Genomic DNA, 19,870 nt, shown 5'->3' with positions numbered 1-19,870 from the left:
GGTTGTCGATTGCCTGTTCCGCCGATGACGATGTGTGCGGCGCGCCGGTTCCCGTGATCCCAGGCGGGGGCCCGGAGCGTTTCGTGTCGGGTGAGTGTCGTGGATGGGGGTCACGACGCCCACCCGACCACGAGAACCGGCGTCAGGCGCGGAGATAGGTGAGCACGGCCTGCACCCGGCGGTGCCCGGCGCCGTCCGTGCTGGGCAGGCCGAGTTTGGCGAAGATGTTGCCGATGTGCTTGTGCACCGCGCCCGCGCCGATGACGAGCAGTTCCCCGATGGTGGCGTTGGAATGTCCCTCGGCCATCAGCGAGAGCACCTCCCGTTCACGCGGGGTGAGCGTGCGGATCGGGTCGTCGGCCTTGCGGCGCACCAGCAGCTGCGCGACGACCTCGGGGTCCATCGCCGCGCCCCCGGCGGCCACCCGGTTCAGCGACTCCAGGAAGTCCGCGACCTTCCCGACCCGCTCCTTCAGCAGGTAGCCGACTCCGCCGCCGGTCCCGGCGCCGGCCAGCAGTTCACCGGCGTAGCTGTCCTCGACGTACGCCGAGAGCACCAGCACCGCCAGCCCCGGATGACGGCGGCGCGCCTCCACCGCGGCGCGCAGGCCCTCGTCGGTGAAGGTCGGCGGCATCCGGACGTCGACCACGATCACGTCCGGCGGGTCGGCGTCGACAGCGGTCAGCAGGTCCTCGGCATTGTCGACCGCCGCGGTCACCTCGAAACCTTCAGTGCCCAGCAACAACACGAGTCCCTCGCGGAGCAGGGCGTCGTCCTCGGCGATCGCGATCCGCATGACGGCAGTGGTTTCCTTTCCTCAGGCCCCGGTCGGCAGGACCGCGCGCAGCACGGTCGGCCCGCCCACCGGACTGGACAGCTCAGTGTGCCCGTCGAACGCCTCGACGCGTCGGCGGATCCCGTTCAACCCGGTGCCGCCGTCCTCGTCGGCCCCGCCGTGGCCGTCGTCGGTGACCTCGACCGTGAGGACGTCGCCCCGGATCGCGAGGCGCACCGAGGCGTGTTCCGCGCCGCTGTGCTTGGCCACGTTGGTCAGCGCCTCGGCGACGACGAAGTACGCCGCCGCCTCCACCGCGGCGGGCAGCCTTCGCAGCGATTCGACGTCCACGGTGCACGGAATCGGGCTGCGGGCGGCCAGCGCGTCGACCGCGCCGTCGAGGCCGCGATCCTCCAGCACCGGCGGGTGAATACTGCGGACGACGTCGCGGAGTTCGGCGATCGCGTCCGACGCGGCGTTCTGCGCCTTGAGCACCAGCGGCAGCGCCGACGCCGGGTCGCGCCGCAGCCCGCGTTCCGCGATGCCGAGCATCATCACCACGGCGACCAGCCGGTTCTGCGTGCCGTCGTGCAGATCCCGTTCGATACGGCGGAGTTCGGCGCCGTGGGCTTCCAGCGCGGCCGCCCGGGTCGCGGTCAGTTCGGCCACCCGCTGCGCCATGCTCGCCTTCGGCGGTGATAGCAGCGCTCGCGCCAGATGCGCCTCGCCGGTGGCCAGCAAGGGCAGCACGAGACACGACACCAGCGCCGCCGCGACCGCGATGCCGAGGTTGAGCGCGGCTTCGGGCCACGAGGTGACGGGCAGGCCGAACGAACTCTTCATCCCGCCGGGGACCAGCCACCAGACAAGCGAGGTGATGAAATTCTGCACGGCCGCGCCCGGCAGGCCGATCGTGAGCACGCTCAGCGGGATCCCGAGGAGCGGGTGCACGAGCAGCCACAGCAGGTCGCGGCGGGTCGCCGGGTCGGAGAGCACGGTGACGACCCGACCGAGGAACGGCCCGCTCAGTTCCTGGTAGCGCTCCGGGACCTGACGGCCGGTGTAGCGGGAGACCCGCCACCGGTCGACCGCGATCAGCCTGCGGACCGCGGTCATCAGCAGCGGCAGCAGGGGCAGCGTGAACACCAGCAGCGTGCAGATCAGCAGCGCGCACACCACGAGCCAGGACGCCATCGCGGTGAGGAAGCCGATCGCCAGTGAGGCGAACGACGACCACACCCTCCTCGGCGCGTGACGCAGCTGTCTTCCGGCCATTCCTCTCCCGTCCTGGTGGAGTGCGCTCTACCACGGATCCGGTACTCCGCGGGATGTCCTGCACCCTGCCGCAAAACCTACCTTCGATCACGTCAAGGAGTGCGAGCGGACAGGAGTGGGGACGTCAGTGGTGTACACACGATCGGAGCCGATGGTCGGCCAGGATCACGCGGTCCGGCTGGACGGCGTGACCAAGGTCTACGGCGCGGGGGACAGCGCCGTGACGGCTTTGCGCGGCGTATCGCTGCACCTGCGGCGAGGCCGGTTCACCGCGGTGATGGGGCCGTCCGGCTCGGGCAAGAGCACGTTCCTGCACTGCGCGGCCGGTCTCGACCGGCCGACGTCGGGCTCGGTGCGGCTGGGTGACACGGAACTCTCCGGGCTCAAGGAGAAGGCGCTGACGGAGCTGCGCCGGGACCGGATCGGCTTCGTCTTCCAGGCCTACAACCTGGTGCCGTCGCTGTCGGTCCTGGACAACATCACGCTGCCGTTGCGGTTCGCCGGGCGTACCGCGGACGCCGCGTGGCTGCGGGAGATCGTCGGCAGGGTCGGGCTGGACCGGCATCTCCAGCGCAGGCCGAACCAGCTTTCCGGTGGTCAGCAGCAGCGGGTCGCCGTGGCCAGGGCGCTCGTTTCCCGGCCGGAGGTGGTCTTCGCAGACGAGCCGACCGGCGCGCTGGACATGCGGACCGGCGCCGAGGTACTGACGCTGCTGCGCGGGCTCGTCGACGAAGCGGGCCAGACCGTGGTGATGGTCACCCACGACCCGGTGGCGGCGGCGCACGCGCACAGTGTGCTGTTCCTCGCCGACGGCCGGTTCGTCGAGGAGATGCCGTCGCCGACGCCCGAACGCGTGGCCGCGCGGATGACCACGCTCGGGGAGTGGTGAGCGCGATGCTTTCCCTGGCATGGGCGACGATCCGGGCCCGCAGGGCCGCGTTCGTCGCGTCGTTCCTCGCCCTGTTCGGCGGGGCGATCCTGTTCACCGCGTGCGGCGTGCTGCTGGAGTCCGGCCTGTTCGGCGGGGTGCCCGCGCAGCGCTACGCCGCCACGCAGGTGGTGGTTGGCGGCAACCAGACCGTCACGCAGCGGATCAAGGTGGGGCCGGGCGGCGAGCGCGACGCCAAGCAGGAGAACCTCCCCGAGAAGGTCTCGGTCGACGCCGGGCTGGCCGGAACAGTCGCGGGGATTCCCGGCGTCGCCAAGGTGATCGGGGAGGTGAGCTTTCCGGTTTCGGTGGTGACCGCGGACGGCCGGGTGCTGCCCGGCGCGGACGGCGGTCACTCGTTCGGGCACGGCTGGGGCAGCGCCGAGCTGACCCCGTTCGCCGTGCGGTCGGGTAGCGCGCCCACGGCGCCGGGCGACGTGGTGCTGGACGCCGAACTCGCGCAGCGCGCCGGCGTCACCGTCGGTTCGACCGTGCGGGTCTCGGTGCGCGACCGGCCGGTGAGCTACCACGTGAGCGGCATCGCCGCACCGTCCGGAAAGGACGGACTGGCCAGGCAGTCCGCGGTGTTCTTCGCCGACGACGTCGCGCGGTCGCTGTCCGGCGAGCCAGGCAGGCTCGCCGCGATCGGGGTGCTCGGCGCCCCCGGGAACGCCGAGGATCTTGCCGACCGGGTGGAAAAAGCCTTGTCGGACAACAAGGATGTCACCGTCTACTCGGGATCCGAGCGCGGTGAGGCCGAGTCGCTGGACGCGGCTCAGTCCCGGCAGATCCTGACGATCATCTCCGGATCGTTCACCGGGTTCGTGTTCATGATCGTGATCTTCGTGACGGCGAGCACGCTGGCGCTGGTGCTGAACCAGCGGCGCCGGGAGATCGCGCTGCTGCGGACCATCGCCGCCACGCCTGGGCAGGTGCGCCGCCTCATCGGTATCGAGACGCTGCTCGTGTCCGGCGCGGGCGCCCTGCTGGGGGTGCTGCCGGGCCTGTTCGCCTCCTACGGGATCCGGGACGCCTTCGTGACGATCGGTGTCATTCCCGAGGGCTTCGAGCTCTCGACCAGTCCAGTGCCGATGGTGGCCGCGGTCGTGCTGTGCGTGGGTGCCGCCTGGCTGGCCGCGTGGACCTCGGCGCGGCGGCTGCTGAAGTTCAAACCGATCGAGGCGCTCGGCGAGGCCGCCGTGGAGAAGGCGAAGCTCGGCCGCGGGCGGGCGATCACCGGTGTGGTGCTGCTTCTACTGGCCGGGGCAGGCGCTACGGCGACGCTGTTCCTCCAGGGGCAGCTGGCCATGGCGCCCGCCGTGATGTCCTCGCTGGTCGCGGTGATCGGCATCGGGCTGCTCGGCCCGCGGCTGATGTCCGGGGCGACCCGGATCGTCGGCGGGGCCATGCTGGGCTCGCGTGCCACCTCCCGCTACCTCGCCGCCCGCAACAGCATGGCCAACTCACGGCGGCTCGCCGCCGCGGTGACCCCGCTGGTGCTGACCCTCGGCTTTTCGGTCACCCAGTTCTACAGCCAGGCGATGCTCACCGACGCCACCCAGGAACAGGCCCGCGCCGCCACCTCGGCCGACTTCGTGCTCACCGCCCCTGCCGGGATCCCGGCGAGCGCTGCGGCCGCCGCGCGGGCTGTGCCAGGGGTGAGCGCGGCGACGCCGCTGGTCGGCAGCGACGTCATCGTGTACGACCCCGACGCGCGCGAGGAACCACTGTCCAAGGTCAAGGCCTATGGTGTCGACGCCGGGCAGCTGACCGGCACCCTTTCACTGGCCGTGCGCCAGGGCCGGTTCGACGACCTGCGCGGGGACACCGTGGCGCTGAGCGAGTCCGAGGCGTCCTGGCAGGGCAAGCACATCGGGGACCGGGTCGAGCTGTACCTGGGAGACCGCACCCGCGTGTCCCCGCGGCTGGTGGCGGTGTTCGGGAACAACCTCGGCTACGGCGACGTGCTGCTGCCGCAGGACGTCCTGCTCCCGCACACGACCAGCCGCCTGGCAGGCTCGGTACTCGTGAGCGCCGCGGGCACCGCCGACCGCGCCGTGGTGGAGCGGGGCCTGCGGGAGCTGGCCCTGACCTATCCCGGGCTCGGGGTCACCGACCGGCACTCGCTCACCGTCGCCACCGACGGGGAGCAGGAAGCGAACGTGTGGCTCAACCGCGTCCTGCTCGGCGTCATCCTGCTCTACGTCGCGCTGTCGGTGGTCAACACCCTGGTGACCGCGACGCTGGACCGGAGCCGTGAGCTGACGCTCCTGCGGCTGGTCGGCGCCACCCGGCGGCAGGTCCTGCGGATGATCCGGGTCGAATCCTGGATCGTGGTGGGCATCGCGGTGGTGCTCGGCTCGGCCATCCCGGTGCTGCCGCTGGCCTTCCTCGGCCTGAACTACACCGGGAGCCCGCTGCCCGCCGGAACACCGCTGGTGTACCTCGGCATCGTGGCTGTGACCGTCCTCATCGGACTGTTGTCGATCCGGCTGCCCGCGCGGAAGGTCGCGCGCACCAGCCTCGCCGACAACATCCTCACCCGCGAGTGACGTCCGCCGCGGCCTCGGCTACCTGCCGAGGCCGCGGATGAGGACCATGACGGAGTCCCGGACGTCGGCCCTGGTGCGTTTCGGCTGGAAGACCTGCCAGTCGAGCGCCACCACGAGCATGGTGCCGAACAGTCCCGCCGCCGCTGTCGGGATCTGCACGCCGTCCGGCAGCCGTCCCGCCTCGTCCAGCCGCTGCAGCTGTTGTTTGACGATGGAGATGATCTCCTCGCGCAGCAGCGACAGCGTGTCGTGCCACTGGCCGGGGGTCCGCCACAGTTCGCTGACCAGGATCTGCGAAAAACCCGGGTATTGCTGGATGAACTCCAGCGTGGTGTCCACCTGCGCCTCGACGACGTCCAGCGGGTCGGCGTCCGAAATCTCGGCCCGCAGCCGGCCCGCCAGCAGATCGACGCCGTACCGCAGCAGCCCGTCGACGAGCCCGTCCTTGCTGCCGAAGTTGTAGTAGACGGTGCCCTTGGCCACGCCCGCTTCGGCGGCGATGTCGTCCACGGTGAGGCCGACAAGGCCCTGGCTCGCCGAGAGCCGCAACGTGGCCTCGAAGAGCTTCTGCTTGGTCGCCTTGGCGCGGGGACTCACAGGGACAGCTCGGGTTTCAGCGCCGACACCGTCCACATGCGACGTTTGCGAGCGGCCAAAGTGGACAGCAGGATCCCGCCGACCAGGTAGGCGGCCAGCACCCCGATGTCACCGAGGATCCGCATCGACGCCCCGGTGTAGAGCAGATGCCGGAACCCGTCGATCGCGTAGCTCATCGGCAGCACCACGTGCAGCGGATACAGCGCGTCCGGGATCGTCTGCCACGGGAACGTGCCGCCCGCGCTGACCAGCTGGAGCACCAGTAGCACCAGGCCGAGGAACTTCCCGACCGCGCCGAAGAACGCGTTGAGCGCGTGCACCACCGAGGTGAAGGCGAGCGAGACGAGGATGGCGAACCCGATCGCGCCGAGCGGATGCGCGACGTGGATGCCGACCAGCCAGGTCACCGCGCCGAACAGCACGATCACCTGCGCGATCCCGAGCAGCGCCGAGGACAGCCAGCCGCCGATCGCCACCCGCAGCGGCGACGCGCCCGCAGTAAGCGCGCGGGTCGACAGCGGCCGTAGCAGCAGGAACAGCACGAACGCGCCGATCCAGGTGGCGAGCGCGATGAAGAACGGGGCCAGCCCCGCGCCGTAGGTGCCTGCCGAGGCGACGCCGTTGGACGTCACGGCCACCGGGTCGGCGATGGTGTTGGCCGTCGCCGAACGCGTCGGGTCGTCCGGGTTCGGGATCTGCTTCAGCCCGGCGGCGAGCCCGTCGCGCAGCTTCGCCGAGCCGTCGGCCAGCTGGTTCGTGCCGTCGACTGCGGTCTTCTCGCCGTCGTTGAGCTTCGCGGCGCCGTCCCGAAGCTGGTTCGCGCCGTCGGAGGCCTGCGCGATGCCATTCGCGAGTTGCGGCGCGGCGGTCGAGAGCTGTTGTGCGCCACTGGACACCTGCTGCGCGCCGTTGGACACCTGCCGGGACCCGGCGGCGAGCTTCGCGAGTTCGCCGTTCGCACCCTGGATCTTGGCGTTCGCCTGGTCGACGGGGGAGCGCAACTGGTCGGCCTTGGTGACGATCTCCTGCACCTTCGCCTCGGGCACACCCGCGTTCCGCAGGTCCTGGGCGAGCTGGGTGCGGTAGCCGTTGAGCTTGGTCTGGATGTCGCTCGACGCGCCCGCGGCGAGGGCGGCGGCGTCGGCGACCTTCTGGTTCCCGTCGGCGACCTGCCCGGCACCGTCGGCGACCCGGCCCGCGCCGTCGGCGAGCTGTTTCGCCTGTGACGGCAGGGAAGTCGTACTGGACTTCAGGGTGCCGAGCCCGTTCGCGAGGGTGCCGCTCCCGGTCGCGAGCTGGTTCGCGCCGGTGGCCAGCTCCTGCTGCCCGCCCCGCAGTTTCGCGGCCCCGTCGGCGAGTTGCCTGGCTCCGTCGGACGCCTCGGAGATCTTGCCGTAGATCGTGGAGAAGCCGACCAGGAACCGGTCCGCGGCCTCGCTGCCGACCTTCTCCGCGATGGTCTTCCTGACCTGTTCGGCCACCTGTTTGGCGATCGTGCCGGACAGGTAGTTGTTGGAGTCGTTGGTGGTCAGCGTGATCGTGGCCTGCTGCGGCTGGAAGTTGCCGACCGAGAGCAGCGCCGCGGAGAAGTCGTGCGGGATGCCGATGACGAACGAGTACTTGCCGTCCTTCACCCCCTTCGCCGCTTCGTCCTGCGAGACCTCGTGCCATTGGAACGTATGCGAGTTGACGAGTTCGTCGGTCACCTCGCGGCCGACGTTGCGATCCTTGCCCGACGCGTCCTTCGCGCCCGCGTCACTCGTGTAGACGGCGGCTGGCAGCTTGTCGAGGCGGCCGTACGGGTCGTAGTTGGCGTACAGGTAGAAGGACGCGTACAGCAGCGGCACCAGCACCAGCGCGACCATCGCCAGCTTGGGCAAGGTGCCCGCGGTGAGCCTGCGCAGTTCGTTGGCGGCGATGCGGAACGCGCTCGTACCGCTCGGGCGGGAAGTCATTCCTGATCTCCTTCGGCGCTCAGCTCGGCGGTTTCCGGGCCGGGCGAGCACCGTTGTGGTTCGGGCTGGTCGGCCGACCCGATGCGGGCCGGCGGGTGGGGGAGAGCCGAATCCGGCGTCGTCGCGGTCAGCACCACGACGGCGAGCCCGCGTTCGGCGTGTTCGCGGGCGAGCCGCGCCCAGCTGCCGACGTCACTGGTGTGCCGGTCCGGCGTGTCGAGGACGAGCAGACGCACGCCTTCGCGCTCGGCGGCCAACTCGGTGAGCAGCCTGGTGCGCAGTGCCGGTTCGAGGTTTTCGAAGCGGGTGTCGGCGTACGCCGCCGCGTCGTGCTCGCTCAGCCAGCGCGCGACGTCGGTCTTGGCGGCCGGGCGGTGCGCCAGCGCCAGTTCCTCGCCGACGACGACGCGCAGCGCCAGCGCGCCGTCCGGTTCGCTGACCCCCGGCGCGTCGACCACCGCGACGATCTTGCGAAGATCGCCGACGGCGTCGGCGGCGTGGTTGACGGTCACCGTGCCGGTGCTCGGCTTGAGCCGCCCGGCGAGCGCGAGACCGAAGGCGGTGACGCCGACCCCCGGCTCGCCGTGCACAAGGGCCAGCTCCCCGGCCTGGACGGTCAGCGAGGTGGGGGGTAACAGCGTGCCGTGGGGCCCTTCTAGGGACACCCTGTCGGCTCGAACCTGCACGGGAACTCCAGCGTCGGGATCACTTTTGAACTGACCGGTCAGTTCAAAAACGTAGACCTCTGCCCGGGAGCGCGGCAACATCGCCCGGCGCACGTCACACTCACGGGTGACCTTGGTGCGGGGCAATCATCGCAAACCGGACCGCAGGATGCCGGGTCAGCGCAACGCGGAAGCGGGGTGCACCTCCCACGACGTCCACAGTGGACGATAACCCTGCCGGTGCCAGAACACCGAGGAGAGGGGGTTGGTCGGGTTGTAGTAGAGGTACGTCCCGTCCGCGCCCTCGTCGTGGAAGACCGCGTGCACCCTGGTCATCAGCGCGCGGCCGACCCCGGTGCCGCGCTGCTCCGGCGCGGTCACGACGTTGTTGACGTAGCCCCAGAGCCCGGAGGGCAGCAGTTCCGAACCCGGCATCCCCGGAGTGGCGTCCACCCAGGAGCACTGGGCGTACGCCACCGGTACGCCGTCGCGCTCGGCGAGCCAGACCGCAGGACGTTCCTGGCTGAGATCCTCCCGCAGCGCCGGGGCGAGCAGCGCGGCGGTGTTGGGCCGCCGCCGCGCGGCGACCAGCCCTGTGTACTCGAAGGTCGCCTCGGCCAGCGCCAGCGCGCTGGCGAAGTCCGCCGTCGTGGCCCGCCGGACGTGGACGCCGTCCGCCGGGGCCGGTACCGGCGCCTCGGTGCGGACCGCGAGCGCGGTCAGCGGCACCATCCCGTGGTCGAGGAACGCCCGGATCGCTTCCGCGTCCCGGCTGGGCCAGTTGACGACGCACGCGGAATCCTCGCCGAGCGGCTCGCCGTCCAGCCGCGCCCGCCAGGCACGCAGCAGCAGGTCGGCGCCTTCGGTGCCGGTGTCGCCGAAGTACGGGAACAGCTGCCAGGTGTCGGCGGCCGACCACAGCATCGGCACGTCGTCCGGCCCGTGGCGCTGCCGTTGCAGCACGCCGGTGACCCGGCCGCCGCTCGCGGTCGCCGCGTCGAGCCGCTCGCCGGCGGCCGGTGGCGCCGCGCGGGGCAGCAGCGGGTCGAGCGCGGCCAGCCGGGCGCGGTGCGCGGCGAAGAGTTCTTCGGCGATCTCCATGGTTCCCCCCTCGCTCGTCGGTCACCCCGCCTGCCGCCGGGCCCAGGTCGTCCACAGTGGACGATAGCCCTGCCGGTGCCAGAACACCGTCGAAAGCGGGTTGGCCGGGTGGTAGTAGAGGAACGTACCCCGCACCCCCGACAAATCCAGTTCGCGATGCGCCGCGACCGCCAATGTCCTGCCGATCCCGTGGCCGCGTTCGGCGGGGGCCACCGCGAGAGTGCCGAGGTGCCCCCAGCGTCCTTCCGGGAGCGAGCCTTCGCCGCCGCCGGACGGTGTTCCGCCGAACGCGACCAGCCCGGCGGCGACGCCTTCGCGGTCGGCGATCAGGATGCGTGCCCCGAACCGCAGGCTCCGCCGTGTTTCCGCGGCCAGCAGTGCCGGTGCGCCCGGTCGGCGCACGCTCGGCCCGACCAGCGCGGCGTACTCCAGTTCCGCCAGCCGCAGTGCGACGATCTCCTCGATGTCGGCCTCGTGCGCACCGCGTACGTCGATCTCGGGCGCGTGGTGACCGGACGAGGGCGCGGACCTCCGCGCCGCCAGCACGATCTCGGGTACGAATCCCTTGGCCAGCAACACTTCCGCGATCGCGAGGTCCCGGCTCGGCCAGGTCACCACGCGCACGCTGTCGCGTTCCGGATCGCCGGGCCGCCGCTCCTCCCAGGCGTCGAGCAGCGCGCGCATACCGCCGACGGCGTCCGCGCCGGGTACCGCGCTCAGCCGGTAGGTCACCGAAGCGCCCCACAGCGCCTGCCACGACGTCGGTGCCACGGCCGTCCTGGTGAGCACGCCGAAGTCCGGCCCGGTCGTCAGCGGAACGCCACGGGGCAGCGGGATCGGCCGCAGCAGGGGATCCAGCGCGGCGAACCGCGCGTGCCAGATCCGCCGCGGCGCCGCCACCGGGTGGTCAGTCCCGGCGCGTGCGGAAGATCGCGGTGCCGGGGAAGAGCTTGCCCCGCAACGGGCTCCACTGTCCCCAGACGCGTTCGTGCCCCGCGGGCCACTCGGGTTCGAGCAGGTCGTCCAGCGTGAACCCGGTGGCGGCCAGCGCGCGCACGTAGTCGCCGAGCGTCCGGTGGTATTCGACGTAGGTCGCGGTGCCGTCGTCGTCGATCTCGACGTACGGGGTCCGGTCGAAGTACGGCTGGGTGACCGTCAGCCCGTGCGGCCCCGGATCGTCCGGGAAGATCCAGCGCATCGGGTGCGTCACCGAGAACACCCACGGCGCACCCGGCCGCAGCACCCGGCGGACCTCCGAGAACACCGTCTCCAGCGAGGGCACGAACGGCAGCGCGCCGAACGCCGAGCACGCCACGTCGAAGCTCGCGTCCGCGAGGGGGAGCCGTTCGGCGTTGGCCTGCACGAGCGGGACGTCGAGGCCGGTGCGCGCGTTGCCGGCGCGGGCGTGCCGGAGCATCCCGGCGGACAGGTCGGTCGCGACCGCGTGCGCGCCCTCGGCGGCCAGCCAGCGCGAGCAGGCCGCCTGCCCGCAGCCGACCTCGAGCACCCGGCGTCCCCGGACGTCGCCGAGCAGCCGGGCGTCCGCCTCGCGCAGCCCCTCCGGGCACCAGACGAAGTCGGCGTCGCCGAGGAACTCGCCGTGGGTGGCCTGGTAGTCGTCGGCGTCGGCGTCCCACCACGCGAGGTTCGCCGCGGCCGCTTCGCCGCCGCCGACCGTCCGGTACGCTGTCCCCGCCGTGCCGAGCCGCTGCTCCGCATGCGCGTGCCGGTCCTCCGGCGGGAGTTCGGCGGCCGCTTCGGCGCCGAGGGCGGTTCCGTGCTCCAAGCCAGTCCTTCCCGAGTGCGTTCTCCCAGCTCGGGAGCCTCTGGCGACAGCCTATCGCCCGCCCGGCGAGCGAGGACGGACCCTGATTGTGTCCCCTACAGGGGGCCGCGTAGGATACCTGTTAGCGCAGTGGGTTCGCGCTGCCTACCGCTCAGGCTCGCTTCAGCGAGCGTCTGGGAATCGGGCCGCGCACCGTTTGCGGGAGATGCCGCGGTCGTTCACTGGTGGACGTTTGCTTATGGGGTCTTCGCATGCTTCCGAGCCCGCGGCGCGGCCAAACTGCACACCCACTACTTCCCATCCACCGGAGCAACCCGCCTAATGACCACCGACACCGCCACCGCCCCGACCGCCCCCACCGGGCCTCAGCAGGTCGCCATCAACGACATCGGGTCGGAGGAAGACTTCCTCGCGGCGATCGACAAGACCATCAAGTACTTCAACGATGGCGACATCGTCGAGGGCACGATCGTCAAGGTCGACCGCGACGAGGTCCTGCTCGACATCGGGTACAAGACCGAGGGTGTCATCCCCTCGCGTGAGCTGTCCATCAAGCACGATGTCGACCCGGCAGAGGTTGTCAGCGTCGGTGACGAGGTGGAAGCGCTTGTCCTGCAGAAGGAGGACAAGGAAGGCCGTCTGATCCTGTCCAAGAAGCGCGCGCAGTACGAGCGCGCCTGGGGCACGATCGAGGAGCTCAAGGAGAAGGACGAGCCCGTCAAGGGCACCGTCATCGAGGTCGTCAAGGGCGGCCTCATCCTGGACATCGGGCTCCGCGGCTTCCTGCCCGCCTCGCTGGTCGAGATGCGCCGCGTGCGCGACCTCCAGCCGTATGTCGGCCGTGAGCTCGAGGCGAAGATCATCGAGCTGGACAAGAACCGCAACAACGTCGTCCTGTCCCGCCGCGCCTACCTCGAGCAGACCCAGTCCGAGGTGCGCAGCGAGTTCCTCAACGCGCTCGCCAAGGGCCAGGTCCGCAAGGGCGTCGTGTCGTCCATCGTCAACTTCGGTGCCTTCGTGGACCTGGGTGGCGTCGACGGCCTCGTGCACGTCTCCGAGCTGTCCTGGAAGCACATCGACCACCCGTCCGAGGTCGTCGAGGTCGGCCAGGAGGTCACGGTCGAGGTCCTGGACGTCGACATGGACCGCGAGCGTGTCTCGCTGTCGCTGAAGGCGACCCAGGAAGACCCGTGGCGCCAGTTCGCCCGCACCCACGCGATCGGCCAGATCGTGCCGGGCAAGGTCACCAAGCTCGTCCCGTTCGGCGCGTTCGTCCGCGTCGAGGAGGGCATCGAGGGCCTGGTGCACATCTCCGAGCTGGCCGAGCGCCACGTGGAGATCCCGGAGCAGGTCGTCCAGGTCAACGGCGACGTCATGGTCAAGGTCATCGACATCGACCTGGAGCGCCGCCGGATCTCGCTCTCGCTGAAGCAGGCGAACGAGGGCGTCACCCCGGAGACCGAGTTCGACCCCACCCAGTACGGCATGGCCGCCGAGTACGACGCCGAGGGCAACTACATCTACCCCGAAGGCTTCGACCCGGACACGCAGGAGTGGCAGGAGGGCTACGACAAGCAGCGTGAGGAGTGGGAGCGGCAGTACGCCGAGGCCCACACGCGCTACGAGGCCCACATGAAGCAGGTCGCGAAGGCCGCCCAGGCCGACGCCGAGGCCGCCGCGGATGCCGCGACCGGCATCGAGGGTGGCGACCAGAGCTACACCTCCGCTCCGGCCGAGTCCAAGAGCGGTGGCACGCTCGCCAGCGACGAGCAGCTCGCGGCGCTCCGCGAGAAGCTGTCCGGCGGTGCGTGAGCACTGAGCACCAGCTGACGGAACGCCCCCGGTTCTTCGGACCGGGGGCGTTCCGCCGTCTATGGCGCGGCTTTCCGTGCGCGGGTCGGGTGACGCGCGGTGACGGCGACGAGGCTGCATGTCGCGAACGCTCCGTTCGCGACGATCAACGTCCCCAACGGAGCGTTCGCGGCAACGGCCGTTCGTCAGTCCTTTGTGGACGCAAGTGTCGTGAAGGGGCCCGTTGGTGCGTTCAGCGCGCCGAAGGGCCCCTTCGTCACATCCCGAGGGACACCCTGGGTGCGTTGAGTGCGACGGGGGCGTCCCTCGGTGCGGCCAACGCACCGAAGGCGTCCCTCGGGCGCGGCTCGGGAAGTGGGCACGGGAGGAGAAATCAGGCGCCGGCGAGATTGCGCAGGCCGAGACCGGTGATCATGGACTGGACACCGGAGCGGTAGACCTCTTCGTAGGCCTCGTCCGTCGGCGGGATGAACCAGCCGGACACCGCCGCGCGCGACCGCAGGGTCAGTTCCATGCTCATCAGGCCGTGCATCGTGGCCCACAACTGGTAGCCGGCCGCCCGCGCGTCGATTCCCGGTGGGGAAACTCTGCGTACCTTGCCGATGAACAATTCGAACGTCGTCCGCAGCACCACGGCGCGCAGACCGGGATCGGGATTGAAATCCGGCAGCGGCCGCTCGAACATCAACGCGTATCGCGCCGGGCTCTCCCAGGCGAACTTCCGGAACTCCATGGCGAGGCCCAGTAGATCACCGAGCCCGTCTTCGGTCTCCGGCGGAAGCGTTTCCAGCATTTCCCGCAGCAGGTCGAAGGTGCGCTCGTAGAGGGCGTCGTACAACCCGCTCCGCCCGCCGAACCTGGTGTACACAGCGATAGTCGACGCGCCGGCGGCCTCCGCGACGCCACGGATGGTGAGCGCCGTCGGTCCCCGATCCAGCAACACGGCGAGTGCCGCGTCCAGAAAACGCTCACGATTGTTCTGTTCCGCAGGTTGCATGGACAGATGCCGGATGGCCACGACCCGCACCCCCTTCGCATCCGCCGTTCACCGGCGTCGAAGTCCGCCTCGGTGCAGAAGATACGATATTCGAGCCGTCTTGGGAACTTGCCTTTTCCCTGGTCCGGACCACTGGTCCAGGCGGATTTCGCCGTCCGGCCGGGATCAGGACGTGGCGGGCACCCAGATGCGCTCGGCAGCCGCCGCCCGTGCCTTGCGGCGCAGGCCCGCGAGGCTGTGCTTCGCCGGCACCAGGAGCGCGTTCCACCACGTGCGCCGATACTCCTCGAGCGCCAGTGCGACGGGGCGGTACTGAAGGCAGTGCACCAGCCCCGGCGTGCCGAGCCGGTGCCTCCCGCCGCGCTTGCTGTCCGCCATCGTTCCTCCGTGTGGGCGACCTTCGCCGCGCACGGTACGCAATGGGTACGCGCAATGGTGGTAATCACCCGGCGTGTCACCCATATCAGTTGAATCACGCCCTACGGTCATCTTGCTATTCCCGAGCAGGTGTGCAGCGGACCGTGCGGGTGCACGTGCGCGCTACCACGACGTCCCCTGATCGGGTGGCGGGCTGGGCCGACTAGGGTGAGTTCATGCTGCGAGTGGGCTTGACCGGCGGGATCGGCGCCGGGAAATCGACGGTGGCCAACCGCCTGGCCGAGCACGGCGCGGTGCTCATCGACTCCGACCGGATCGCCCGCGAGGTGGTGGAGCCGGGCACCGATGGGCTCGCCGAACTCGCCAGCGCCTTCGGCATGGACGTGCTGGCCCCCGACGGTTCGCTGGACCGCGCCGCGCTGGCCGCCAAGGCGTTCGCCGACGAGGAGTCGCGCAAGCGGCTCAACGCGATCGTCCATCCCCGCGTGGGCGCCCGCACGGCCGAGCTGATGGCCGCCGCCGCGGCGGACGCGATCGTCGTGCACGACATCCCGCTGCTGGTCGAGGGCGGGCTTGCCGCGGCGTATCACCTGGTCGTCGTGGTCGACGCGCCGGTGGAGACCCGGGTGCGCAGGCTGGTGTCCGCCCGCGGCATGGCCGAGGACGACGCGCGGGCGCGGGTCCGCGCGCAGGCCACCGAGGAGCAGCGCCGCGCCGTCGCCGACGTCTGGCTCGACAACGGCGGCGCCGCCGACATCGTTCTCGCCGAGGTCGACGCGCTGTGGGCCGACCGGCTCGTGCCGTTCGAGGCGAACCTGCGCCTGCGCCGCCCCAGGCCGCCGATGTCGCCGAAGATCGACGAGTACGACCCGGACTGGCCGGTGCAGGCCGAGCGGCAGCTGACGAGGATCCGGCAGGCGGCGGCCGACCGGCTCGTCCGCGCGGACCACATCGGCTCGACGTCGGTGCCGGGCCTGCCCGCCAAGAACATCCTCGACCTCCAGCTCACGGTGTCCACTTTGGACGACGCCGACGCGGTCGCCGACGCCCTTTCGGACGCGGGCTTCCCCCGCGCGAGCGGCGAGTGGTGGGACGACCCGCAGGACGGTGGCACCCAGCCGTGGCTCAAGCGGATGCATCTGGGGGCCGATCCCCGTCGCGCGGTCAATCTGCACGTCCGCACGCCCGAGACGCCGGCGTGGCGGCTCGCGCTGCTCTTCCGCGACTGGCTGCGGGTGCACCCCGAGGAGCGGGAGGCCTACGCCGCTCTCAAGCGGCAGCTGGCGGACAAGCACGCCGCCGACGGCACTGTCGAGCACTACGCCGACGAGAAGCAGAGCTGGGTCAACGCCGCCTTCACCCGTGCCGAGGCGTGGGCGGCAACGGTCGACTGGATGCCCTGAGCAGGCAGCTCGCCGAAGGTCAGCCGCCGAGCAGGCCGCGTTCGAAGGCGACGGCGACCGCGGCGGCGCGGTCCTTGACCCCGAGTTTCGCGTAGACGTGCAGCAAATGGGTCTTCACGGTGGCCTCGCTGATGAACAGCTTCCTCGCCGCGTCCTTGTTCGTCGACCCGCGGGCCACCAGCGTCAGCACCTCGATCTCGCGCTGGCTCAACGGTTCCCGCGCGGGCTCGCGCATCCGGCCCATGAGCCTGCTCGCGACGGCGGGGGAGAGCACCGCCTCGCCGCGGGCCGCCGCGCGGACGGCGCGGAACAGTTCCTCGCGCGGCGCGTCCTTGAGCAGATAGCCGGTCGCGCCGGCTTCGATCGCGGGCACCACGTCGGAGTCGGTGTCATAGGTGGTCAGCACCAGCACCCTGGCCGGGTTGCCCAGCCGGGCGAGTTCGGTGATCGCGGCGACGCCGTCGGTGCCGGGCATCCGCAGGTCCATCAGGACCACGGCGGGACGGAGACGCTCGGCCAGCGCGACGGCCTCCGCGCCGTCACCCGCCTCGCCGAGGACCTCGAAGCCGTTCTCGCCGGTGAAGATGCCGCGCAGGCCGTCTCGGACGATCGGATGGTCGTCCGCGATCAGCACGGTGATCGTCATCCGCGTCCCTCCTCGGCCCCGGCGACCGGCTGCACGCCGATCGCGGGGAGACTGACGGAGATCGCCGTGCCGCCGCCCGGTTCGGACTCGACGTGCAGCGTACCGGCCAGCCGCTGGACGCGGCGCCGCATCCCGGGCAGCCCGAATCCGCTCTCGGCTTCGGAGGGCCGCGACGCCGGGCACGGTACGAAGCCGGTGCCGTCGTCACGCACGTCGAGCGTCACCTCGTCCTCCATATAGGACAGTGTGAGGCCGACCCTGCCCGCGGCGGCGTGCTTGTCCACATTGGACAGTGCTTCCTGGGTGATGCGCAGCAGCGTCGCCTCCAGTTCCGGATGCAGCACCTGGGCCGTGCCGGTGGCGGTGAACGACGTCGCGACGCCGGTGCGCTCGCTCCACTGCCGCGACACCTCTTCCAGCGCTTCGGGCAGTGTCGCCGATTCGAGCGGCTCCGGGTGCAGTGCGTGCACCGAGCGCCGGGCCGCGGTCAGGTTCTCGCGCGCCAGCGTGGTCGCTGTCGCGAGGTGACGTTGCCACTTCCCCGGATCTTCCTTCGCCTGTGCCGCCGCCTCGAGCTGCGTGATGATCCCGGTGAACCCCTGTGCGAGGGTGTCGTGGATTTCCTGGCTGAGCCGCTGGCGTTCGTCCAGCACGCCGGCCTCGCGGGCCTGGCTGAGCAACTGCCGGTGCAGCCCCGCGTTCTCCTCGGCCGCGGCGGTGAGCTGGTCGAGCATGCGCCGCCGCTCTTCGTTCTGCCGCGCGATCGTCGCCGAGATCACGGCACCACCGCCGATCGCGGCGGTCTGCACGAGCACGACGGTGAGCCAAATGCCGGGCGCGGTGGTCAACGCGTGCCAGGTCCCGCCGTTCGGCAGCGTCTGGATCAGCAGGGACACCACCGCGACCCCGGCCAGCGCCAGCGGCGTCGGGCGGAGCCGCATCGCCTGGAAGAACCCGAAGATCATGAAGATCAGGAAGTTCGTGTCCCGCGCTTCGAGGATGCCCGCCAGCGTCACGAATCCGCTGAAGGCCACCACCGCGAACACCGGGTTCTGCTGCCACCGCTCCGGCGGGAGAGTGACGGTGAGCAGGACCCATACCAGGGACGCGGCGACCAGCCCGGTGGTGGTGAGCACCCAGGGTGGTTCGTGGCCGCCGAGTCCGATGCTCAGCCCGGTGGGCACCGCGAGCAGGACATACGGCAGATAGCGCTCCACGAGGGCAAGCCAGGGCCGCCAGCCGGTCGGCGCTTCGGTTCGGTGCTCGGGTGGCCAGAGCGGTGCGCGCCAGTCCACCTTCACACCTGTCACGCCTTCATGTCTCTCAGCTGTGGCCAGATCGTCGCCCAGTCCGCCGTCCGTCCGGTGACGAGCCAGATCGGCATGTGCCTGCTCGCGTTGCGGACGCCGAGCGCGTTGTCGACCTTGCCGACGATCTGCGCGCTCGTGAAGTCGCGGGTCAGCTTCCGCGGGTCGTAGCCGACGAACAGCACGGTGTCGACGTGGTCCGCGGGCCGCCCGAAGTACCAGAAACCACGGCTCGGGCTGTACGCCTCGGGAAGCCCGCGTTCGGGGCCGTACCGGTCGAGCGCGCCGGCCTGCCAGTAGCCCGCGGTGACGAGCGCGGTGTGCTCGCGTTGTCCTGGCGGCAGGGAGCGGTAGACGTCCGCGACGCTCTGGGCGAGATCGGGCCAGCCGATCTCCTCGGCCGCGTAGGCAGGGCGAGGGGCTCCCGGATGGTCGGCGACCCAGTGCGCGGGCCACACCGGGAGCGCGTAGGGCAGGCTGAAGAGCGCGGAAAGGACGAACACCGGCCAGGTCGGCACCCAGCGCCACCACAACGCGGGACGTCGTAGTTGCAGGTGCACCGCGGCCGCGGCCCACAACACGCCGAACATGCCCGCGGCGTAGTAGGGGCGCCCGTTGGCGAGGACGAACACCGCGATCACGCCCAGCGCGGCCCAGCCGAGAAACCGGTACGGCCGCAGATGCCGGCTCCCCAGCAGCACGCACAGTCCATAAAGGACACCCAGGGCACCGATCACCAGTCCCGCGCCGGTCAGCAGGCCGGGGAGGAACGCGCTCCGGCCGCCTGCCTCGGTGACCTCGTTGCTGACGGCGTCGCCCATGCCCAGCTGCGGCCAGCCGTGGGTCGCCTGCCAGATCATGGTCGGGACGAGCGAGAGCGCCGCGATTCCCGCGCCCGCCCACAGTTTCGGGCGGCGGAACAGCTCACGCGGGCCGAACACCAGCGCGGCGATCCCGGCGACGAGCCAGAACGCGCCGATGAGGAGCTTGATGTTCAGCGCGACCGCGGTGGCCACACCGAGCCACAGCAACAGGTTGTCGTCGCGAGTACGGATCCAGCGGACCAGCAGCCACAGGATCGCCGTCCACAGCAGCGGATCGACGGTCGACGTCGCGAGGTAGTGACCACTGCCCACGAACTGGCCGCAGATCGCGTACGCCGCCGCCGCCCTGGTCTGCGCCCGGCGTTCGCCGCCGAGTTCGCGGGCGATGAGCGCGGTGAAGACGACCCCGCCCGCGGTGGCGAGGATCGCGGGGATCCGGAACGCGATCAGTGACCCCGGCGCGAGCGAGTTCATCAGCCACGCCAGTGCCGGGAGCACCGGCGGCTGATCGGCGTAGCCCCAGGCCAGGTGCTTCCCGGCGGCGAGGAAGTACAGCTCGTCCCCGAAATAGCCGTATCTCCCGGCGGTGAGCAGCAGGGCCGCCGCTGTCCCGGCGGCGAGCAGGGCCACCGGCAGCTTGGCGAACGTCGCGACGCCGGCGCGTGGTTTCGCGGGGGCCGTGGTCACGGCGTCCATGCTGCTCCTCGCGTTCGTGGTCGGTCTCGGGCCTGACCCGCACCCTACGTGGGCCGGGCCCGGGGGGGGGGGGGGGGGGGGCGGCCCCCCGGGGCCCCGCCCCGGGGGGGGCCCCCGGGGGGGGGGCGGTGGCCCCCCCGCCCCGAGCGCTGGGGCGCGCCCGGGGCGGGCCC

17 protein-coding genes are annotated in these 19,870 nt (G+C 71.1%); 4 read left to right on the top strand and 13 right to left on the bottom strand.

Translation table 11 applies throughout. The features are described from left to right. Positions 1 to 142: 142 nt before the first annotated feature. Together ACFWY9_RS11810 and ACFWY9_RS11805 are read right to left on the bottom strand one after the other, a co-directional pair. A complete protein-coding gene (locus ACFWY9_RS11810; protein ID WP_378327111.1) occupies positions 143 to 796 on the bottom strand; it encodes a response regulator in 654 nt (217 codons plus the stop codon). Between the two features lie 21 nt (positions 797 to 817). Beyond that, positions 818 to 2,050 (bottom strand): sensor histidine kinase, encoded by a 1,233-nt coding sequence (locus ACFWY9_RS11805; RefSeq protein ID WP_378327110.1) that lies wholly within the window; start codon positions 2,048 to 2,050, stop codon positions 818 to 820. 151 nt (positions 2,051 to 2,201) lie between these two features. On the opposite strand from ACFWY9_RS11805, the gene ACFWY9_RS11800 reads away from it, so the two are divergent. Then, the gene (locus tag ACFWY9_RS11800) at positions 2,202 to 2,939 is read left to right on the top strand and encodes an ABC transporter ATP-binding protein (RefSeq protein ID WP_378338833.1); all 738 of its coding nucleotides are present in this window, start codon (positions 2,202 to 2,204) and stop codon (positions 2,937 to 2,939) included. A gap of 5 nt (positions 2,940 to 2,944) precedes the next feature. After that, positions 2,945 to 5,530, top strand: coding sequence for an ABC transporter permease (locus tag ACFWY9_RS11795; protein ID WP_378338810.1), 2,586 nt, complete (start codon positions 2,945 to 2,947; stop codon positions 5,528 to 5,530). An 18-nt stretch (positions 5,531 to 5,548) separates the two neighbouring features. Here ACFWY9_RS11795 and ACFWY9_RS11790 read toward each other — a convergent pair whose 3' ends face one another. The 6 genes from ACFWY9_RS11790 to ACFWY9_RS11765 all read right to left on the bottom strand — a co-directional run bounded on the left by ACFWY9_RS11790 (position 5,549) and on the right by ACFWY9_RS11765 (position 11,634). After that, complete coding sequence (locus tag ACFWY9_RS11790; RefSeq protein WP_378327108.1) at positions 5,549 to 6,127, bottom strand: TetR/AcrR family transcriptional regulator; 579 nt, start codon at positions 6,125 to 6,127, stop codon at positions 5,549 to 5,551. Next, complete coding sequence (locus tag ACFWY9_RS11785; protein ID WP_378338809.1) at positions 6,124 to 8,082, bottom strand: YhgE/Pip family protein; 1,959 nt, start codon at positions 8,080 to 8,082, stop codon at positions 6,124 to 6,126. The genes ACFWY9_RS11790 and ACFWY9_RS11785 overlap by 4 nt, the downstream gene beginning before the upstream one ends. Further along, positions 8,079 to 8,768 carry an ABC transporter ATP-binding protein gene (locus ACFWY9_RS11780; RefSeq protein ID WP_378338808.1) on the bottom strand — a complete coding sequence of 230 codons (690 nt, stop codon included), beginning with the start codon at positions 8,766 to 8,768 and terminating at the stop codon, positions 8,079 to 8,081. Before ACFWY9_RS11780 ends, ACFWY9_RS11785 begins: the two co-directional genes overlap by 4 nt. A gap of 156 nt (positions 8,769 to 8,924) precedes the next feature. Beyond that, a complete protein-coding gene (locus ACFWY9_RS11775; protein WP_378327126.1) occupies positions 8,925 to 9,848 on the bottom strand; it encodes a GNAT family N-acetyltransferase in 924 nt (307 codons plus the stop codon). A gap of 21 nt (positions 9,849 to 9,869) precedes the next feature. After that, entirely contained in the window at positions 9,870 to 10,748 is an 879-nt protein-coding gene (locus ACFWY9_RS11770; protein ID WP_378338807.1) for a GNAT family N-acetyltransferase, read from the bottom strand. Between the two features lie 7 nt (positions 10,749 to 10,755). Continuing rightward, complete coding sequence (locus ACFWY9_RS11765) at positions 10,756 to 11,634, bottom strand: class I SAM-dependent methyltransferase (protein WP_378327104.1); 879 nt, start codon at positions 11,632 to 11,634, stop codon at positions 10,756 to 10,758. Positions 11,635 to 11,955: 321 nt separating this feature from the next. Here ACFWY9_RS11765 and rpsA point away from each other — a divergent pair, with 321 nt between their 5' ends. Beyond that, complete coding sequence (gene rpsA / locus ACFWY9_RS11760) at positions 11,956 to 13,446, top strand: 30S ribosomal protein S1 (RefSeq protein WP_378327103.1); 1,491 nt, start codon at positions 11,956 to 11,958, stop codon at positions 13,444 to 13,446. A 373-nt stretch (positions 13,447 to 13,819) separates the two neighbouring features. On the opposite strand, the gene ACFWY9_RS11755 is transcribed toward rpsA, so the two are convergent. Together ACFWY9_RS11755 and ACFWY9_RS11750 are read right to left on the bottom strand one after the other, a co-directional pair. Then, the gene (locus tag ACFWY9_RS11755; protein WP_378327125.1) at positions 13,820 to 14,443 is read right to left on the bottom strand and encodes a TetR/AcrR family transcriptional regulator; all 624 of its coding nucleotides are present in this window, start codon (positions 14,441 to 14,443) and stop codon (positions 13,820 to 13,822) included. Positions 14,444 to 14,608: 165 nt separating this feature from the next. Beyond that, complete coding sequence (locus tag ACFWY9_RS11750) at positions 14,609 to 14,821, bottom strand: hypothetical protein (protein WP_378327102.1); 213 nt, start codon at positions 14,819 to 14,821, stop codon at positions 14,609 to 14,611. A gap of 215 nt (positions 14,822 to 15,036) precedes the next feature. Here ACFWY9_RS11750 and coaE point away from each other — a divergent pair, with 215 nt between their 5' ends. Beyond that, on the top strand, positions 15,037 to 16,224 hold the full coding sequence (coaE, locus tag ACFWY9_RS11745; protein ID WP_378338806.1) for a dephospho-CoA kinase: 1,188 nt from the start codon (positions 15,037 to 15,039) through the stop codon (positions 16,222 to 16,224). A 19-nt stretch (positions 16,225 to 16,243) separates the two neighbouring features. Here coaE and ACFWY9_RS11740 read toward each other — a convergent pair whose 3' ends face one another. From ACFWY9_RS11740 to ACFWY9_RS11730, 3 genes are read right to left on the bottom strand one after another with little or no spacing between them, the layout of a single operon-like run. Beyond that, positions 16,244 to 16,870 carry a response regulator gene (locus ACFWY9_RS11740; RefSeq protein ID WP_378327100.1) on the bottom strand — a complete coding sequence of 209 codons (627 nt, stop codon included), beginning with the start codon at positions 16,868 to 16,870 and terminating at the stop codon, positions 16,244 to 16,246. Then, positions 16,867 to 18,180 (bottom strand): sensor histidine kinase, encoded by a 1,314-nt coding sequence (locus tag ACFWY9_RS11735; protein WP_378338805.1) that lies wholly within the window; start codon positions 18,178 to 18,180, stop codon positions 16,867 to 16,869. Before ACFWY9_RS11735 ends, ACFWY9_RS11740 begins: the two co-directional genes overlap by 4 nt. Then, positions 18,177 to 19,697, bottom strand: coding sequence for an ArnT family glycosyltransferase (locus ACFWY9_RS11730; protein WP_378327098.1), 1,521 nt, complete (start codon positions 19,695 to 19,697; stop codon positions 18,177 to 18,179). The genes ACFWY9_RS11735 and ACFWY9_RS11730 overlap by 4 nt, the downstream gene beginning before the upstream one ends. Between the last annotated feature and the right edge of the window lie 173 nt (positions 19,698 to 19,870).

Source organism: Amycolatopsis sp. NPDC059027 (assembly GCF_042739735.1).
GTDB lineage: Bacteria > Actinomycetota > Actinomycetes > Mycobacteriales > Pseudonocardiaceae > Amycolatopsis.
Note: the sequence above shows the minus strand (reverse complement) of the source record. Positions and strands in the feature narration are given on the sequence as shown.